Genomic DNA, 17945 nt, shown 5'->3' with positions numbered 1-17945 from the left:
GAGCGCGTTATTGCTGTTGCAAAATCGTTTAGCTCATCAGTAGGGACAGGCACATTGGTGACGGCGATGGAAGAACAAGACAACTTTCGTGAAAGCTCGAATGAGTATGGAGCAACGACAGGTCGTCCACGTGATATGGGGTACTTTGATGCGGTAGCGACACGTAATGGCGTAGAGCTGCAAGCGGCAACCGAGATAGCCCTAACAAAAATTGACTGCTTAACCGGTATGAAGGATCTCAGAATTTGTGTTGCTTACGATGGCGAACACAGTGAGAACCCAATCTGGCCTCAAACTGCCGATCTTCAACCTATCTATGAAAAGATGCAAGGTTGGGATGAGGATATAACCGGTTGTCGTACCTTCGAAAGCTTGCCTCAAGGCGCTAAGGAATACATTGAGCGTATTGAAGCGTTAATGGGTGTCCCTATCAAAATGGTGTCTGTGGGCCCAGAACGTGAACAGATGATCATTCGCGATTAAGACCTTATCCCTTTGATGTAAAAACAAGCCCAGTATTCGCGCTGGGTTTGTTTTTACCTATTCACCCATTTTCTTAGCGACAAGATCGATAATCCCGGTTACGACATCCACACTGGCTTCTCGAATCGCTGAGGATTCGATCATTCAAAAGCGATTAATACTTAAACATTAACAAGGCTACTATAGTGGCAACTTAAACAAGTTTAGCGTTTACTCAATAGGTGAAGTGGGCGCAGCACTATAGGAATCAATATCATGACTACAAACACCGCCCCTCAGCTACCAGAATTTGAAATTAAAGACTATTCCAACATTCCACAACGTAGAGAGTTTTATCCTGCGTCAGAAAAAGCCGTCAAGATTGTTCGTGATTCGATGACCATTGATACCCTATTTTCAGCGCTTTATCCAAGCCAGTGGTCTTCACCTGAAGCACCAGAATTTCACGACGAGATGGATCGTTGTAAAGCGGCTGGCTTTAAAGTCCTTGCTGCATGCCCATCAGCAGACTCATTGGATGCTTCTGTCGATGGCATCATGAAAGGCACAGACTTCTACCTAAATAAAATGAGAGAACGCCCAGACAATTATAAAATTATCCGCACGACAAAAGACATTGATGATGCGGTCAAAGAGGACAAGTTAGGTCTATTTTTTACTCACCAAGGAACTCAAATTTTTGGTGGTGATGTTGACCGTGTCGCCTTGTGGCGTGAATTAGGCTATGGCTATTGTCTTCTTGCTTATAATAATCGCAATGAAGTTGGTGATGGGTGTTTTGAACCTGAAAATCGTGGTTTGACCGACTTTGGTAAAAGATTGATTGATAGCTATAACCGGTACGGCATGGTCGTAGATGTGAGTCACACAGGAGAACGAACTTCTCTTGATGCTATTGAGCGTAGTAGCCAACCTGTGATTTCTTCACATTCTGGTGCAAAAGCGATGGCCAATTATCAACGTAGCTTGAGCGATGAGGTTATTAAAGCGATCGCAGAAAGTGGCGGTGTATGCTCAATCAATATGGTTGGTGCTTTTATGGATACCTCTAATCCAGACATTGTTACGACAGAAGCGTTATTTCGTCATGTCGACTACATGGTGAACCTAGTAGGCATTGATCACGTGGGCTTTGGTTCAGACTATATTCCAAATATCAATTTTACAGCTTCAATTATGCAGACCCCAATGGGTGCCGCTGTTTTTCCTGATGGTGGCTATAGCGCAGCAGCTGGTGCAAAAGGTTTTCCTACTCCAGCGCCTTACCAAATCGTCGCAGCTCTTGTCGACAAAATGTTAGAGAATGGATACTCACAAGAAGATTGTGGAAAATTCTTGGGTGGCAACATGTACCGAGTTCTTGATCAGGTTTGGCGTTAGACTACGGATTTAATGGCGTAAATATCCAGTTATAAAGTGCACCGTCGGCCAGTTTATGAGCGTCGGTGCCATTGCGTATCATTTCCATCACACCGGTTATTTGAACAACCAGCACTTTAAAAATACAATCGGCTTCATTAACGTAAACTGACCTCGCTGAAAACGTAACCGCTTGTGCGAAAAAGTAACGGTATGCTTATCGGTATTTATTGAGAATCTTTTGGTGCAATGTGACCCCTTGGTCATCTTTCTGGGATTTGATTATGTCGAGCCCTTTTTGCAACTCCGCAAGAATGTCTTGCTCAATACTTTTATTGAACGCGTAATACAATTGCCCTTCTTCTAGGACATATATCGATTCAAACCTGTCGGAATTTATTCCAACTTGGCTTGCCCACCAATAGGCTGCTTTTTCATCGTACGCAAGTAAATCAATGCGACCTTTCATCAACTGCTCTGCAAGTACTGTGACGGTCGTTGCTTCCTGCATGGAATTTCTCGGGATCCCAAGTGTCAACAAAGACTGTTCACCAATGTCGTCGCGGATCACTCCAATTCTGTATTTACTCATCTCTATCGGGGCGTTAATGGTGATGTTGTCCTGCTTTCTCGCCAGTACGACGACCTTTATATCGGTGATAGGCCCTACCCAATGGAACAGCTTTTCTCTGTGCTCGGTGCGAGTGGTAGAAAACAGCGCTGCATCATCAAGATTGAGCGCATTTCGGTACGATCGCGGCCAAGGTAAAACAGAGATCTGAGACGTAGTAATCTCCTTTCCAACGGCTTGGCCTGCGGCAATCAAGATATCAACAGAGTAACCTGAGATATTGCCCTTTTCTTCAAAATTAGCGGGTGGATAATTCTCAGTATAAAAAGACAGGCTTTCTAACTCTGTAGATTGTACCGGTAATGAAGCCAGTAAATGCAGTACGAGTATGAAGAAAAAGGGACGGGAAAGAACATGACAACGAGGCATAGCAACCACCATTTTTTCTTAAGCTTACTTTTAAAACTAGTCGAGTAACAAGAGAGTGTCTAACTTGTTCGCAGCCCCAATGGCAAGGGCAACAACATAGCTTTCAAGTAATGAAGGAAATAAGCGGAATAAAATGGCATTTGCTGACATCTATTGGTTGCAGATTGCAGTTAAGGTGTTGGCATAGTGAATTTGGTCACTAGTTAGAGCTCTAGAGATAAGAACAAGTAGGTTAAAATTGGCGGCTGCATTCTGTGATAGCCAGCTGCCGAAACGCAAAAAGTGGCACTTCCGAGTTAGAAAAGTACCACGGGTAAAAATCAACCAATTACACTTCAAAACAGAAGTAAGCCAAGCCTTCTCAAGCCTTGGCAATATTACGGGTTTCATGCTAACAATCAGTGGCAAGTCGAACAGAGTCCGTTACCATTGAGTTAGCAAGTACAATGAGGCTTTACGAGAAAACATAGCTTTCTGGTACGACGACGGTGCCAAGTTCCGATATCGTAAATCTCTTAGCGTCTTCGATAGGGTTAATCCCAATGTCTGTACCAGAAGGGATTTTCACGTGTTTATCGATAATGCAGTTTTTTAGTTGGCAGTTTTCTCCCACTTCAACATAGTCAAATAGAATGCTGTCTGCGACCGTTGCGCCATCGTTAATTCTAACGTTTGAAGATAGCACCGAATTTTGAACGGCGCCTCCAGAGTTAATCACGCCACTTGAGATCAGTGAATTGATAAAAATCCCCTCATTGCCCGTGGCTGATGAGGTGGTTCTTGCTGGCGGTAATTGGCGTTCATACGTGCGTATCGCCCAGTCTTCTTGGTACAAATTCATCGGCGGAACCGGTTTGAGCAAATCCATATTGGCTTGGTAAAAAGAATCAATGGTTCCCACATCGCGCCAGTAGGCATCTTTGGTTACTCGGCCGTCATCGCCTCCAAATTTGTAGGCAAACACTTTTTGACTGTCGATGAGTTTTGGAATGATATTTTTCCCGAAATCATTACTCGATTCGGCATTGAGGGCATCGCTTTCTAACGAGTCCATGAGTGCTTCCATAGTGAAAATATAGATGCCCATAGAGGCAAGGCTATGGTTAGGATCATTGGGTAGTGGCGTTGGGTTTTGTGGCTTTTCTTCGAAAGAGACGATTTTATTTTGATCATCAATGGTCATTACACCAAATTCTTTTGCGGTTTCCTTTGGAACTTTCATGCAGGCGATCGTGAGATCGGCACCACTATTTTTATGATTTTCGATCATTGGCGCATAATCCATTCGATAGACATGATCGCCAGAGAGCACCACAACGTATTTTGCTTCACTTCGAGACAGCAACCACAAGTTTTGATAGATAGCGTCTGCGGTGCCGCTATACCATTTATCGCCTTTACGCATTTGTGGTGGCACTGCGGTTATGTACTCACCCAGTTCAGGGTTAAATACCGACCAACCGTCGCGCAAGTGCTTCTGAAGGGAGTGTGACTTGTATTGAGTGAGGACAAGGATACGTCGTAGCCCAGAGTGAAGGCAGTTGGCAAGCGTAAAATCAATGATTCTAAATTTGCCCCCGAAAGGCACTGCGGGCTTTGCTCTGTTATCAGTAAGGGGTGATAAACGCGATCCCACCCCTCCGGCGAGTACTACAGTTAAAGTCTCTTGCATCATCATCACTCCCTGTTTGGTGCATTTAAGTCGTACAGATTCAGTTCAGTTAAGTGATACGTTACAAGTATCGTTCCAATGATTAATGAACTGTTATGTAACGAGTTTTTTATCTGGCAAACGAAAGTTGAACCAAAAAAGTGCGCACGAAATATTTCGCTGCACCATGATGAGGCGTTTGGAGACTGATTCATGGCGTTGGTGGAGCAAGACGATGAGATAAAAAAGCCACGCTAGAGTCAGCGTGGCTGGTTAGTGGTAAATCGTTGGTATCCGGCTTAGTTTAATATCAAGGCCTAGTTTGATATTAAGGCTTAGTGTGGCGTTAGGCCTTTGTGGTTACTTCATCCACCAAATACAATATCGATTGATACGGCACTCCACTGTGGTGCGATAACCCTATTTCACAGGTTCTACTGTTACTAAAGCCTCTTGTGCAATGGTCAGGCACTTGCGCTTTCAGCGGGTGAACCGCGGCGGCGTTAAGCTCGGGTGTCATAAAGCCTTTATCGCCCGCCCAACCACAACATTCTATGTGCTCAGGCACGATAACCTCTGAGGTACAGGCTTTTGCCAGTTCTAGCATGTCGTTAGCTAGCCTCATTCGGCGTGAGCTACAAGTCACATGAAGCATCACCGTTTCTTGTATGGGTGCAAAGTTTAAGTGCTCTTTCAGATGCTTCAAAATAAAGCCAGTCGGCTCTAACACTTCCATCGGTTTTGTGAACTGCTCAATGCTTCGTTTGGCGCATGGGCTGGTATCCATCAACACTGGGTATCTTCCGTTACGGCTAGCGAACCAAAGTGCTTGTTCAAGTTGTTGAGATTTTTGCTCGGCAAGGTCTGTTATTCCTTTGCTGTCATACGGCATTCCACAACATTGATCGCTCAGTTTATTGGGGATGATGACTTCATAGCCGGCTTTATTGAGCAGCGATAGGGTCACTTCCGTTAACGAGCGTTGATCTGGCGCGCTTGACTGTTGGCTCATATTGCGACTGGCGCAAGAGGGCAGGTAGACGACTTTTTTATTGGACTGAACCGTTGGGGTTGAGCTCATTTTAAATGCGTTTTCTTGAGGATACTCCGACATCCAAATCGGTGTTTTCCCTTTGGTTAATGAACGAAGCCCATGCGTGATTTTGGCGACTTTTTCACCGCCAATGGTTTGAGTGGCTATCCGGTTGGCTTTTAATCCGATGCGAGCAACCGCGGTGGTGGCGGCAAAATGATCGGCGGTCCACTGAGCTGTCCATTTTACAATGGGTGTGAGCCGTTGATATTTCACGGAGCGAAGCTTTTTGACCAGATCACCAGTGTTGATGCCAACGGGGCAACGATCAGCACAAAGCCCAGTCGCGGCGCAAGTATCAAGCCCCTGATATTCAAAGACTTGCTCCAGTTCGCTCGCTTGAACGGTTTCCCCCGCGTTTTTGCGGCGCTGGAGTTCACGGTATAGAACAATGCGCTGTCGAGGAGAGAGGGTCAGCGTGCGCGATGGACACACGGGTTCACAAAATCCACACTCAATACATCGATCAACCAACTCATCGGCTGCGGGCATGGGTTTCAAATCTTCAAGATGGGAATGAGGGTTGTCATTAATGATAACCCCTGGATTAAACAGTCCTTGTGGATCAAATAGGCGCTTAATCTTTTGCATTAACGCATAGCCATCTTTTCCCCATTCAAGCTCGACGTAAGGTGCCATATTTCGTCCAGTGCCGTGCTCTGCTTTCAGTGATCCTTGATACTTCACGGCGACTAAATCGGCCACATCGTCCATAAATCCGCCGTAGCGATCAATTTCTTCTTGGCTATCAAATCCCTGGGTGAAAACAAAGTGAAGGTTGCCTTCCAGAGCATGACCAAAAATGATCGCTTCATCGTATCGATATTTTTCAAACAGCGATTGCAGATCTCTCACTCCGTTGGCTAAATGCTCGATGGGAAAAGCCACATCTTCAATGATCACTGTGGTGCCCACTTCGCGCACTGCGCCAACCGCAGGGAACATACCTTTACGAATGCCCCATAAGGTCGCCACGGTTTTTGAATCCGAAGTAAAGGGAACCGATTCAATGATGGAAAATCCACTAAGAGCTGCCATGACCTGTTGGCACTGCTGAGTGAGTGCGTCATCATCGCTGGCGTGTGACTCGACCAGTATTGCAGCGGCTTCTATGTCGAGTGTTTTGATGAAGTCTGGTAAACCTGCGTTGTTGGCAACCGATCGTAAGGCGCGGCCGTCCATCAGTTCCACCGCTGCAACCGGGCTGTTTGAAAGCGTGGTCACCGCTTGGCTGGCTTGTTCAATATCGGAAAAAACCAATAAGGCAGAAGCTTTATGAGCGTGTTCTACCACGGTGTTGTAGGTGACTTCTGCAATGAACCCTAATGTGCCTTCGGAGCCGATCATGAGATGCTCAATAATGTCGATTGGATCGTGGTAGTCAACGAGAGCATTGATGGCGTAACCTGTGGTGTTTTTCAGCCGATACTTATGTTTGATGCGCTGAGTCAACTCGGTGTTGGCAATGGTGTCATTATGTAGCGCTTTAATACCGGCAATGAGTGCAGGGTTCTGTTGGGAAAATTCAGCAATGCTGGTGGCGTCTCCGGTGTTGAGAATCGAACCGTCGCTAAAGACAATTTTCATACTATCCACGGTTTTATAGGAGTTTTGCGCCGTACCACAGCACATGCCGCTGGCGTTGTTGGCGGCGATACCACCGATTTTACAGGTATTGATAGACGCTGGATCTGGCCCTATTTTACGCTGGAAAGGCGCAAGGTATTTGTTGGCATCCGCGCCGATAACGCCCGGTTGCAGAAGAATCTTATCGCCATCATCAAGAATTTCATGGCTTCGCCAATCATCGGTTAGGGTAATGAGCACCGAGTCAGAAACAGCTTGGCCTGAAAGGCTGGTACCGGCCGCGCGAAAAGTGCAGTGAATGTCCATTTCACGACAGCATTGAATCGCATAAATGACTTCATCAAGATTTTTTAAGCGCAACACAATTTTAGGAATCAAACGATAGAAGCTGGCGTCAGTGCCATACGCCAGCCGTTTGGCCTCTTGAGTGACAATACGTTCGGGTTCTATCTTAGCCGCAAGTAATGATTCAAGCTGTTGATAGTGGCTATCCTGGCTTTGATTGTTATGGTGTGAATTCGACATGTTCGCTTCCTTGTGCTCGCTGCGGCGTTGTATTTGTTATGAAATCAGCAGTGAAAAAGGTGTCATAGTCTTCAGTTCTTTGCTGTGACACCTTTTGAAATTACTTCAAGTTCACCAAAGAATCTGCATTTAAGTCCTTGATACTTTTCGCGCCGGTTAGTGTCATGGCAACGCGCATCTCTTTTTGGTAAAGGTCGAGCAGGTTTTCTACTCCGGCTTGTCCTTGCGCGGCCAGTGCGTAGATAAATGAGCGTCCTAATAGTGTGCAATCTGCGCCGAGCGCCAGCATTCTCACGACATCTAACCCTGATCGGATCCCTGAATCGACAAAGATTTTAAGGTCACCTTTTACGGCATCGGCAATCGTTGGGAGTGCCTTTGCGGTGGATAAAACGCCATCGAGCTGTCGGCCGCCATGGTTAGAAACGACAATGCCGTCAGCGCCAAAAGAGACGGCATCTTTGGCATCTTGTTCGTCTAAAATGCCTTTAATCACCATTGGACCATCCCAAAAGTCGCGGATCCACTCTAAATCTTTCCAGCAAATGGATGGGTCAAAGTTCGCACCAAGCCAACCGATATAATCTTCGAGTTTGGTGGGTTCACCGCGATAGGTAGAGATGTTGCCAAGGTCATGGGGTTTACCCAACAAGCCAACGTCGACGGCCCAATTTGGGTGACGCATCGCCTGAAAAACTCGACGTGCCGCCGCATTGGGACCGCTCATGCCCGAGTGATTGTCACGATAACGAGCCCCTGGGACCGGCATATCAACCGTAAAGACTAACGTTGTGACACCGGCTGATTTGGCACGTTCTAGGACGTTTTTCATGAATCCACGATCTTTTAACACGTACAGCTGGAACCACATTGGGCGCTCAATGGCTGGAGCCACTTCCTCGATCGGGCAGACAGAGACGGTCGACATGGTAAAAGGAATACCCTTGTTTTGTGCCGCTTTTGCCGCCTGAACTTCCCCTCTTCGAGCATACATGCCTGTTAGCCCAACAGGGGCCAAAGCAATGGGCATCGCCAATTTTTCGCCGAAGATTTCTGTGTCAAAACTTAAATCTTCCATGTTGTTTAGGACACGCTGTTTTAACGCTATAGCGGCAAGGTCCTCGGTGTTTTTTCTTAGTGTATGTTCACCGTAAGAGCCGCCATCAATATAGTGAAAAAGAAATGGGGGGAGCTTGGCTTTGGCTGCGGCACGGTAGTCCGTTGGCGCGGATATGATCATAATTCAGTCCTATAAATGGTTATACAGTGCCTTTTGTTGAAGGTTCAGTATGGCCGACATCGTTAAAAAAGAGGCGTTAATGTTTATGATTTGCTTGTGTTGTCACTAGGCCTGTGTGGTTGTGTGCAACCGTCACATTTAATAAGAGAACAAGCCATTAACGCTTCAAGTAAAAATTTTCTATCTCGTCTATGTAGTGAACCCGTTCATTTCATCTATTCACTAACCTTGTTATGGGTTGATGTATTAGCCCATAAGAGCATCCGTTACGTGGAAGCCGTAAATCGCAATAAGTCCAATTACCCCTGTAGCGAATAAATAGTACAGAGTTGGAATAATGGTTTTGCGCAGCGTTGCCCCTTCTCGTCCGAGTAAGCCCACGGTAGCAGAAGCCGCCACTACGTTATGAATCGCAATCATGTTGCCGGCCGCAGCCCCAACCGCTTGCAGAGCAACAATCATGGCACTGGATATCGACAGGGTTTGTGCGACTTCAAACTGGAATTGGCTAAACATCATGTTAGACACCGTATTTGAACCGGCAATGAAGGCACCTAACGCACCAACGGTCGCGCTAAGAGCAGGAAAAGCATCACCGACAAGGCCTGCGGCAAAGTTCGCCGTGGTGACTGGCATGCTGGCAAGATCAGCCTCGTTAATGCCTGAGTTGATGAAGATCCGAACCATTGGGATAGTAAAGACCAGAACGAAACCTGCGCCAATCAGTGTCTTGCTGGATTCACTAAAGGCTTTGACTAACGGGGTGACGCGACGAGATTGCAGCAGAACGGAAACCAATGCGATGAAGACAAGGATTCCCCCTGGAAGATACAAAGGTTGAATCGCGGTACTGATGCCAGCCTCGCCAAGAATATTGCTGAACGAGAGACTCACGCTACGCAGCATTGCTTTAAAATCTGGGCTGACGCGGCTTGCAACCAACACGACGGCGAGTAACACATACGGTAACCATGCCATCACCATGCTCATTGGTTTTGATTGGGTATCATCCAGGTCAATTTTCAATGAGCCCAACCATTCTTTTGGCCACTTTTTCTCGTCTTCGAAGTCCCAGGTTGTTTTTGGAACCAGAAAGCCGACTTTGGCCGCAGACACGGTGATAGCGAGCCCGACTAAGCCACCGATGAGTGACGGGAACTCAGCACCAAGGAATACGCCTGTCAAAGCATAGGGAATGGTAAACGATAGCCCAGCAAAAATAGCGAACGGCAGAATATCGAGCCCTTCGGTCCAGCTGTTATTTTTACCAAAGAAACGCGTCAGCATCATGGCCATCAGGACAGGAATGAGCGTTCCCACGCCAGCGTGAATGAGCGCCACGTTAGAGGTGATTTGTTGAAGATAGATATCCCAACTCGAACCGTTTGCAATCAGCGCTTCGCCAATATTGTGTGTATCTAACCCTTTGTTTACGCCAACGATAATCGGCGTTCCGACCGCACCAAAAGAAACCGGTGTCGATTGAATCATCATTCCCATTAATACAGCGGCTAACGCGGGGAACCCAATGGCGACGAGAAGGGGCGCGGCGATAGCGGCTGGTGTGCCAAAGCCTGATGCGCCTTCTATAAATGAACCAAAGCACCACGCGATAATGATGGCTTGAATACGACGATCCGGTGAGATATTGGTAAACCCGTTGCGAATTGTCGAGATCGCGCCCGTGTGTTTTAACGTGTTGAGCAAGAAGATGGCGCCAAATACAATCCAAAGCACAGAGATGGTAATGCCAAGCCCTTGAAACACAGAAGCGAGAACTCGTGTTGTCGACATATCCCATATAAAGAGGGCAATAATAACGGTTAGCCCGAACGCGACAGGCATCGCACGCTTGGCTGGCCAGTTGAGGCCGACAAGGAGTATGGCTGTCACCACAATCGGCGAGAAAGCCACAAGGGCAAGTAGTGTTTCACTCATTGGTACATCCTATGTATTCATTAATCAGGGCTCTAAAGAGGCTCTGTGATTTTGCATTAGTGTTATTAATGTTAATGTGCGGTGAATTTACCGCTTTATTTTTTGTTCATATAGAGAAATAATGAAAATGATTATTTCCAAAATTGACATAATAAGATGCGAGCAGATGATTTAATCCTGTTTTCACAGGTAATAGAGTTGGGAAGTTTTAGTAAGGTGGCAGAACAAAATAACCTTACAAATTCTGTAGTTAGCAAAAGAATTGCTCGTTTGGAAGAGCAAATAGGGGTTCAACTATTATACCGAACAACGCGTAAATTGACGCTCACTGAGGCGGGAAAGGCGTTACTGCACGGAGCCAAAAATGTGAAGTTAGCCACTCAGGAGGCGATGGACTCTGTTTCGGGATTTGGTGAAAACGTAAGCGGACACATAAAAATGTCGGTCCCCACCATTTCTGGTGATTTGATCCTGGCAGAAGCGGTGGCGCAATTTTGTGACCTGCACCCAGGGCTTACGGTAGATATGTCGCTCGACAATAAGTTTGTGGATCTTGTCGATGGCGGTTTTGACTTGGTGATCCGCACGGGTTATTTGGAAGATTCTAGTTTGGTGGCACGTCATATTCTGGATTCGCAATGGGTGGTGTGCGCGTCGCCTTCTTACATCGCGAAAAATAGTAAGCCTCTAGAACCGAATCAATTGGTGACACATAACTGTTTGCAATATGCGTATCAAACGACGGGGGCGAGTGAGTGGGAGTTTAAAGGTCGAGAGGGGAATTACATTGTTCGAGTGTCAGGAAATTTCTCGACCAATAACGCCACCGCGCTGCGTAAAGCGGCACTTGGCGGCTATGGTATCGCGTATGTTCCTCGCTGTCTGGTTTACCATGATATTAGAAACGGTCAGTTAGTGGATATTTTCCCTGAGCTGGTGGGTAAGAAGTTGGGCATTTATGCGGTGTACCCTTTTACTCGCCAACCCCCCAACAAGGTAAAGTTGCTCATAGAGCATATTCGAGATCGTTATCTGACCATCTCTCACTATTTTTAGGCGGGCAATTTTCCTGTTTTAGACTGATAGTTTTTCTATTTTAGGTTGATAGGGTTTTTAGCTGATAACCAATAACCAATAACCAATAACCAATAACCAGTAACCAATGACCAACAGTTTGAGCGGCATCTCAGTGTTGGGATTCTAAACAAAGAGGGACCACTCAGATAAGTGGTCCCTCTTAATGCTGGAAAAAGCGTGGTGGGGAGAAATAGAATCGATTCAGATTGACAATGTGAATCGACATTCTATTGGCGCAACCTTGTTCTTACAGTGTTAAGAGATAGTTGACTAGCGCGTTGTATTCTTCAAAACTTTTGATATTGTCTGGTACCACAATGTACTTGTTGTTTACCAGTACACCAGGAACACCGGTTAATGTGCTTGCTTCAAATTGTTTATCAAATTCTCGCTGCATTGAACTCACGACAAAACCATTGTAAGCCGAATCAAATTTCTTACCGTCAACCCCATAATCGACAAAGAGCTGACGAAGCGCCGCTTCATCTTTTGGTGCTTGGCGTAATTGATGGATCTGTTTGAACATAGCAGGCACCATCTCTTTTTCAACATCTAACGCAACCATAGTGGCGTATGACTTGGCCATTGGGATAGCCATATTGTTGCCCATGAATGCAACGTGTACTTTTTCAAAACGTGCATCACTTGGTAGTGCAGGTTTTAGGTTTTCAACCACGCCTTCAAACTTATAGCAATGCGGGCAGTAGAACGAGAAAAACTCGGTCACGACGGGTTTCTGGGCTTTTTCGACATCCAATACTTTGAAGTGTTTGCCTTCTTCAAATTGCGCAGCATTCACTGACAAAGCGATCGCGATTGTTGAGATAAAAGTAATAATTTTCTTGAGCATGATTCATTTCCGTAATTAATTAAACGTAGTTTTGTGTCATAAACGCCAACCCCAATGATTGGTATTATGTATTGCCAATTAAGTGAGAAATGAATGAATCGGAGGTCGATAGAGTGTTGTCGCTCTATAGTTTGCCGTGACACTCTGGTCGGGTTCGATCAGAGCCAGTGACTGAATTTGACTGGCGAGTACAGCGCATGAAACGTAAGTAGGGATTTTGAACTGACATACAGAGCCACAACTGTCATTCGAATTGTTTTTTTTATGTTGATGCGGTTTTTCAGTGTCAGGACAATGGTTGCCAGTGGGCACATCGGTTTCTTGGAAAGACGATAACGCCATTTGATTATGGGCGGATAGAACGCTCACAATCTGTAACTTTTCGGGCTTTGACGCAGAACCGTGCATTGTTTCAGCCGTTGGTGGCATTGAATCCGCGGTCAAGATGGTACGATCCACTGATGATGCGGTCGTCGGTAATGCAGGCGAGCTCATCAGGCTGTGGCTTATTTGCTGTAATCGAGACCACTGATCATTGGCCAAAAGGATCGTCACGACAACGAGCAGCAGCCAAAAAAACATCCATTGATTGGGTCTGAAAATGTGAGCCATAAAACCATCTTTGCAACAAAGGTGACAGCATCATACAACAAGAGTGGTGAGGAATTAAATCTCCATTGACCATAACAAGCTTATTCTTCCCTATTTTTTCTTCCCTTAATGACCTACCTACCTTGGGTTTAGGCCCTGTGTTAAAGAGCGCCTGGAGTTCATAGCTTGCCGCATGCATGCTTTATCCTTAGTAAAGATTAATAGGTAAAGCAAGCTTGAGAAGGGCAATCTAAAACCACCCGTTATGTAATGTAAAAAACAGCATCATGCTGACGACCGTGGTCATGAGCACATTGGCGGTTTTCCAGGCTAAGATCACGGCCAGTATCGCGCTGATTAAATAAGGGTTTATTAATGGCAGCAACTCATGGGTTTCGGCATCCAAAAACATGATGGGAGCCAGAATGGCGGTGAGGATCGCAGGGCTAGAAAATTTGAGAAACCGCTTCACCTCATAGCTTAATCTGAGCGGTAGAACGGGCTCTAAAAATAGATAGCGACTGAGAAAAACAACCGCAGTCATGGCAAAAATTGACAATAAAATCATGAGTGCTCTCCTTTCCCTTTACTTGTTTGATCATCGTTCTTTTGATTTGGTTGACCATAGTGTGAACCCCGTTCGGCTAGGTAACCTACTGACATTGCCAGTAAGCTCGCAATGACTAACGCGCCATTAATTTGCCATTGATGGAGCAACACCGAACTTAATAAGGCAACCACAACAGACAGCAAGATAGGTTTTGATTTTATGTTCGGTACCACCAGAGCGATGAACGTAGCGACGATAGCGAAGTCTAAACCCAAGGAGTCAAGGTTGGGTATGTAGCTGCCGCCAATAATGCCAACAAACGATGCGATATTCCAAATAAGGTAAAAGCTTAGTCCTGCGCCTAACGCATAATATCGATCGAATTCTTTTGTTTTATGGCCAATGAGGGCAAACAGTTCGTCGGTTAACAAGAACCCCAGCGATAACCGCCAACGCAGCGGTAATGGGCTGATGGTTTCTCTCATTGCGACGCTGTACAAAAGGTGGCGTGAGGTAATAAAGAAGGTGGTCACGAGCATGGTGATTAGCCCTGCACCTGATTTGAACATGCCAATGGCGACGAGCTGTGCAGCCCCTGCAAATAAAATGGCGGATAAGGCTTGAGCTTCAAGTGCTAATAGGCCCGATTCAACTGCGTATGAACCGGCCAATAACCCCCACGGGATGACCGCAATGCTCAGTGGCATCATGGCTATTGTCCCTCGCCACAGTTGACTTGCGATACTTTTTTGCTGCTGTTCGACCCATTCTGACATTGATATTCCTTTACCATTTTCTAAGAGATAGAAGCTATTGACTATACGTGAATACATAGAAGCTAATACATAAAAGCTAATACATAAAAGCTAATACATAAAAGCTAAGTGATGTATGTGCATACTAGTCAAAGGCGTTTTATCTGTCTTGTACGAAGTTGCTCAGCCGTTCCCTTTATCCTGCGAGTCGGTTCTGGTGCGCCAGCCTATATTGATTAGGTGTGACTCCGACTGTCGCTTTGAAGTGACGGTGAAAATGGCTTTGATCATGAAAGCCTACATCCATCGCTACAGTTCCTGATTTGAGCCCCATACTCAGTAATTTTTGAGCTTTACGAATACGCATTTGAAGTTGGTACCCGTGGGGAGGCAGTCCCACTTGCGCGCGGAAAGTACGCGCTAAGTGAAAGGGACTTAACGACACCATGCTGGCAAGCTCGGATAAAGACACATTCTCTTCAGGGCAGTCAGATAAAAACGCTTTAATACGCTCGATCTGCGCCTGAGTTTTTTTGATTTGTATCGGTGCAGCTTGTCTCTGAAGACTGTGCCTTGCCACCAGTTGAGACATCGCCCCGTGCAAGAGTGTTTCCCGATAAAGGCGATTGTTAGAGTGTTTTAATACCTCAAATACTTGTCTTAACAGGTGGGCAAGTTCAGGGTCATAAACGACAGGGTTAGGGAAATAGGGAGCCTTTCGCCCTAAATCGCTACCTTCTGCTATTTGTTCGAACATCTCAGGGGTTGGGTACATGGCTTGGTAAGCCCATCCTCCCTCAGTGGCGGTTTGACCGCTATGGAGCTCATCGGCGTTGACCAAAATAATGCTGTCTTGAGGTGCGACATGGTTACCACCGGTTCGATAGAACTGCTGAGCACCGTCTTCGATGACACCGACCGTATAGCCTGCGTGACTGTGGCGGGAGAAATTCTGACGATGGTAACGTGCTTGTAAGAACTCGAGTCCACCCAACTCGTTGGCTAATTGGATTTGTGCATTTTCTTTGGTTGGCAATGGAACCTCAATTCATCCTAGCTTAGTGTCACTCGAACGAGATAAACCAGTTCGATATTCTTAATCTTGTTTAACGTAGCGTTATCTTAACGTAACTGTACTTTAGTGTGACGGGATCTTAACGCCAAAGTATCATAACGTAATGAGGGATCTTATTTTTGTACAAACTTGCGGTTTTGGTGAGATTATTGAGCGAATAACACTTCTGAGGTACACGATGAGGCGGAGGATTAGAGGTATGGGGGCTTGGTGAATATCCCCCAACTAGAGCAACATTTGTTGCTACTTTTTCTTTTTGGCCTTTCCTTGAACGGCTTTAAATCGTGGGTTGGTTTTACAAATTACGTAAATTCGCCCCTTGCGCTTGACGACCTGACAATCGCGGTGGCGTAATTTAGCGCTTTTTAATGAGCTGAGTACTTTCATTATTTATCATCCCCTGATTTTAAGCCGCCTAAGTTACCGAACTTACGGCTAAAGTTAGCAACGCGACCTTCTGTATGAACCACTCTCTGCTTGCCTGTATAGAAGGGGTGTGAGTCAGAAGAGACTTCGATGGTCATGTATGGGTAGGTTTGTCCATCTTCCCAATCAATGGTTCTTGTGGTTTCCAGAGTGGAACCTACTAGAAAATACTTATCGACACTCGTGTCATGGAAAACGACGGTGCGGTAGCTAGGGTGAATGCCTGGTTTCATTTCAATCCTTATTCGTCTTTAATTTCTTTGTGGTTGCTCTGGGTGTTTATCACTGTTTATGTGATGTTATAACATAACCAATGATAATAATTATCAATAACGATTACCAGTGTTTTTTACATTGACTAAAAAATAACGGCGAGGAAATAGAAGCACGCTTTCCGACTTGATGACGAAAATCTGACACACTGACACACTGACTCGCTCCGAGGTCCATCTTTTTATGCGTTATTGTTTTAGGGTGAGCATGAGATTAGGGTGAGCATGAGAAATGAAGAGCAAAAAAATGCCAGAAAGTCTTATTGAGCTTTCTGGCATTGTTGTCTTTTATGTTTGATTCATTCAGGTCAAGAATTAGTCTACTTGGCTACTGTTTAAATAAGCTTTGGTTGAAATGTCTGTCCAAGCGCGTACTTTCTTCAAGTAGTCAGCTTGAGAATCGATGATTTTCTTCGCTAAAGGATCGTTGGCTGCTAACTCTTTCAACAGAATTTCCTTTTCTTGTTTCATTCTGTCTAGCACCGCTGGTGGAAAATCACGAACTTTAATATCAGGGTTTTCAATCAGCATTTTTTCCCAACTTCTTGCGTTGGCGTCGATGGCTTGTGTGTACATGTCAAAAGCCGCAACACGGAAGGAGGTTTCCAATATTACCTGAAGATCTTTTGGTAATTTATCCCATGTTTTCTGGTTCACAAGAAATTGAGTTTCTGAGCCTGGCTCATGCCAAGCCGTATAGTAATATGGCGCAATGTTTTGGAAGCCCATACGAAGATCAAACGCTGGCCCTACCCATTCGAGTGCATCAATGGTTCCTCGCTCTAAAGACGTATAAAGCTCTCCCGGTGCAATATTGGTTGGTTTTGCCCCGACACGAGCAAAGACTTCACCGGCAAACCCTGGAATACGCATCTTCAGGCCTTGCAAATCATCAATCGAGTTTATTTCTTTCTTAAACCAGCCACCCATCTGAATGTCTGAGTTACCACCAGGAAACGACAGTAAATTATGAGGTGCATAGACTTCTTGCATGAGCTCCATGCCACCGCCTTGATAGAACCAGGCATATTGTTCGGTGGTCATCATGCCAAAGGGCATTGAAGAGAAGTAAAGCGTGTTAGGCACTTTACCTTTCCAATAGTAAGAACTTGAGTGGCCGAGATCATATTGGCCAGACTTCACCATATCAAAAACACCCAGTGGGGCTTTGTGCTTGTTGGCGGAGTCGATGCGTATTTCAAGACGGCCATTCGACATTTCATTGGCAAGCTTTGCCATATTCTTACTGGCATCGCCTAAAATTGGTGTGTTCGGCCCCCATGTTTCAGCAAGCTTAAGGCGATATACTTTTTCGGCGGCGTTGGCTGATAGGGATAAAGCCGCAATGGCTGTAATAGCGATGGCTTTGAGTAACGACCTGGATTTTACTAGCGATATGACTGTGTGTTGGGATTTCATCCATTCCTCTTTATTTTTATCATGTTAGGGCGTGTTGATCTTTCGCGGTTAAAT

At 45.6% G+C, this 17945-nt stretch carries 16 protein-coding genes; 3 read left to right on the top strand and 13 right to left on the bottom strand.

The window, feature by feature from the left end:
* Together A1QO_RS12875 and A1QO_RS12870 are read left to right on the top strand one after the other, a co-directional pair.
* Nucleotides 1-483 (top strand): adenylosuccinate synthetase (locus tag A1QO_RS12875; RefSeq protein WP_017040930.1); only part of this gene is annotated, 483 nt, incomplete at its 5' end.
* Between the two features lie 255 nt (nt 484-738).
* Nucleotides 739-1863, top strand: a complete 1125-nt coding sequence (locus A1QO_RS12870) for a dipeptidase (RefSeq protein WP_017040929.1) — start codon at nt 739-741, stop codon at nt 1861-1863.
* 196 nt (nt 1864-2059) lie between these two features.
* Here A1QO_RS12870 and A1QO_RS12865 read toward each other — a convergent pair whose 3' ends face one another.
* The 5 genes from A1QO_RS12865 to A1QO_RS12845 form a co-directional block, all read right to left on the bottom strand.
* Entirely contained in the window at nt 2060-2854 is a 795-nt protein-coding gene (locus A1QO_RS12865; RefSeq protein ID WP_017040928.1) for a substrate-binding periplasmic protein, read from the bottom strand.
* Nucleotides 2855-3296: 442 nt separating this feature from the next.
* Nucleotides 3297-4514: a glucose-1-phosphate adenylyltransferase gene (glgC, locus tag A1QO_RS12860; protein WP_026026535.1), complete on the bottom strand. Its 1218-nt coding sequence runs from the start codon at nt 4512-4514 to the stop codon at nt 3297-3299.
* Nucleotides 4515-4839: 325 nt separating this feature from the next.
* Nucleotides 4840-7698: an FAD-binding and (Fe-S)-binding domain-containing protein gene (locus A1QO_RS12855; protein ID WP_017040927.1), complete on the bottom strand. Its 2859-nt coding sequence runs from the start codon at nt 7696-7698 to the stop codon at nt 4840-4842.
* 100 nt (nt 7699-7798) lie between these two features.
* Complete coding sequence (gene lldD / locus A1QO_RS12850) at nt 7799-8938, bottom strand: FMN-dependent L-lactate dehydrogenase LldD (RefSeq protein WP_017040926.1); 1140 nt, start codon at nt 8936-8938, stop codon at nt 7799-7801.
* A gap of 246 nt (nt 8939-9184) precedes the next feature.
* Nucleotides 9185-10876, bottom strand: a complete 1692-nt coding sequence (locus A1QO_RS12845; protein ID WP_017040925.1) for an L-lactate permease — start codon at nt 10874-10876, stop codon at nt 9185-9187.
* Between the two features lie 156 nt (nt 10877-11032).
* Here A1QO_RS12845 and A1QO_RS12840 point away from each other — a divergent pair, with 156 nt between their 5' ends.
* Entirely contained in the window at nt 11033-11932 is a 900-nt protein-coding gene (locus A1QO_RS12840; protein WP_017036437.1) for a LysR family transcriptional regulator, read from the top strand.
* Nucleotides 11933-12200: 268 nt separating this feature from the next.
* Here the strand turns inward: A1QO_RS12840 and A1QO_RS12835 are convergent, their stop codons facing one another.
* The 8 genes from A1QO_RS12835 to A1QO_RS12805 all read right to left on the bottom strand — a co-directional run bounded on the left by A1QO_RS12835 (nt 12201) and on the right by A1QO_RS12805 (nt 17891).
* On the bottom strand, nt 12201-12803 hold the full coding sequence (locus tag A1QO_RS12835; protein ID WP_017036438.1) for a thiol:disulfide interchange protein DsbA/DsbL: 603 nt from the start codon (nt 12801-12803) through the stop codon (nt 12201-12203).
* A 78-nt stretch (nt 12804-12881) separates the two neighbouring features.
* A complete protein-coding gene (locus A1QO_RS12830; protein ID WP_017040924.1) occupies nt 12882-13415 on the bottom strand; it encodes a hypothetical protein in 534 nt (177 codons plus the stop codon).
* A gap of 229 nt (nt 13416-13644) precedes the next feature.
* Nucleotides 13645-13962: an AzlD domain-containing protein gene (locus A1QO_RS12825; RefSeq protein ID WP_017040923.1), complete on the bottom strand. Its 318-nt coding sequence runs from the start codon at nt 13960-13962 to the stop codon at nt 13645-13647.
* On the bottom strand, nt 13959-14720 hold the full coding sequence (locus A1QO_RS12820) for an AzlC family ABC transporter permease (RefSeq protein WP_017040922.1): 762 nt from the start codon (nt 14718-14720) through the stop codon (nt 13959-13961). Before A1QO_RS12820 ends, A1QO_RS12825 begins: the two co-directional genes overlap by 4 nt.
* 175 nt (nt 14721-14895) lie before the next feature.
* Nucleotides 14896-15735 (bottom strand): AraC family transcriptional regulator, encoded by an 840-nt coding sequence (locus A1QO_RS12815; RefSeq protein ID WP_017040921.1) that lies wholly within the window; start codon nt 15733-15735, stop codon nt 14896-14898.
* Between the two features lie 282 nt (nt 15736-16017).
* Nucleotides 16018-16161, bottom strand: coding sequence for a type B 50S ribosomal protein L36 (ykgO, locus tag A1QO_RS20085; protein ID WP_083188612.1), 144 nt, complete (start codon nt 16159-16161; stop codon nt 16018-16020).
* Nucleotides 16161-16433 (bottom strand): type B 50S ribosomal protein L31, encoded by a 273-nt coding sequence (locus tag A1QO_RS12810; RefSeq protein ID WP_017036443.1) that lies wholly within the window; start codon nt 16431-16433, stop codon nt 16161-16163. Before A1QO_RS12810 ends, ykgO begins: the two co-directional genes overlap by 1 nt.
* 354 nt (nt 16434-16787) lie before the next feature.
* Complete coding sequence (locus A1QO_RS12805) at nt 16788-17891, bottom strand: TRAP transporter substrate-binding protein (protein WP_017036444.1); 1104 nt, start codon at nt 17889-17891, stop codon at nt 16788-16790.
* Nucleotides 17892-17945 lie beyond the last annotated feature (54 nt).

Origin of the sequence: Vibrio genomosp. F10 str. ZF-129 (assembly GCF_000287055.2) — a bacterium.
In the GTDB taxonomy this organism is placed as follows: domain Bacteria; phylum Pseudomonadota; class Gammaproteobacteria; order Enterobacterales; family Vibrionaceae; genus Vibrio.
The sequence above is the reverse complement of the archived record's forward strand: the minus strand, read 5'-3'. Positions and strand labels throughout refer to the sequence as shown.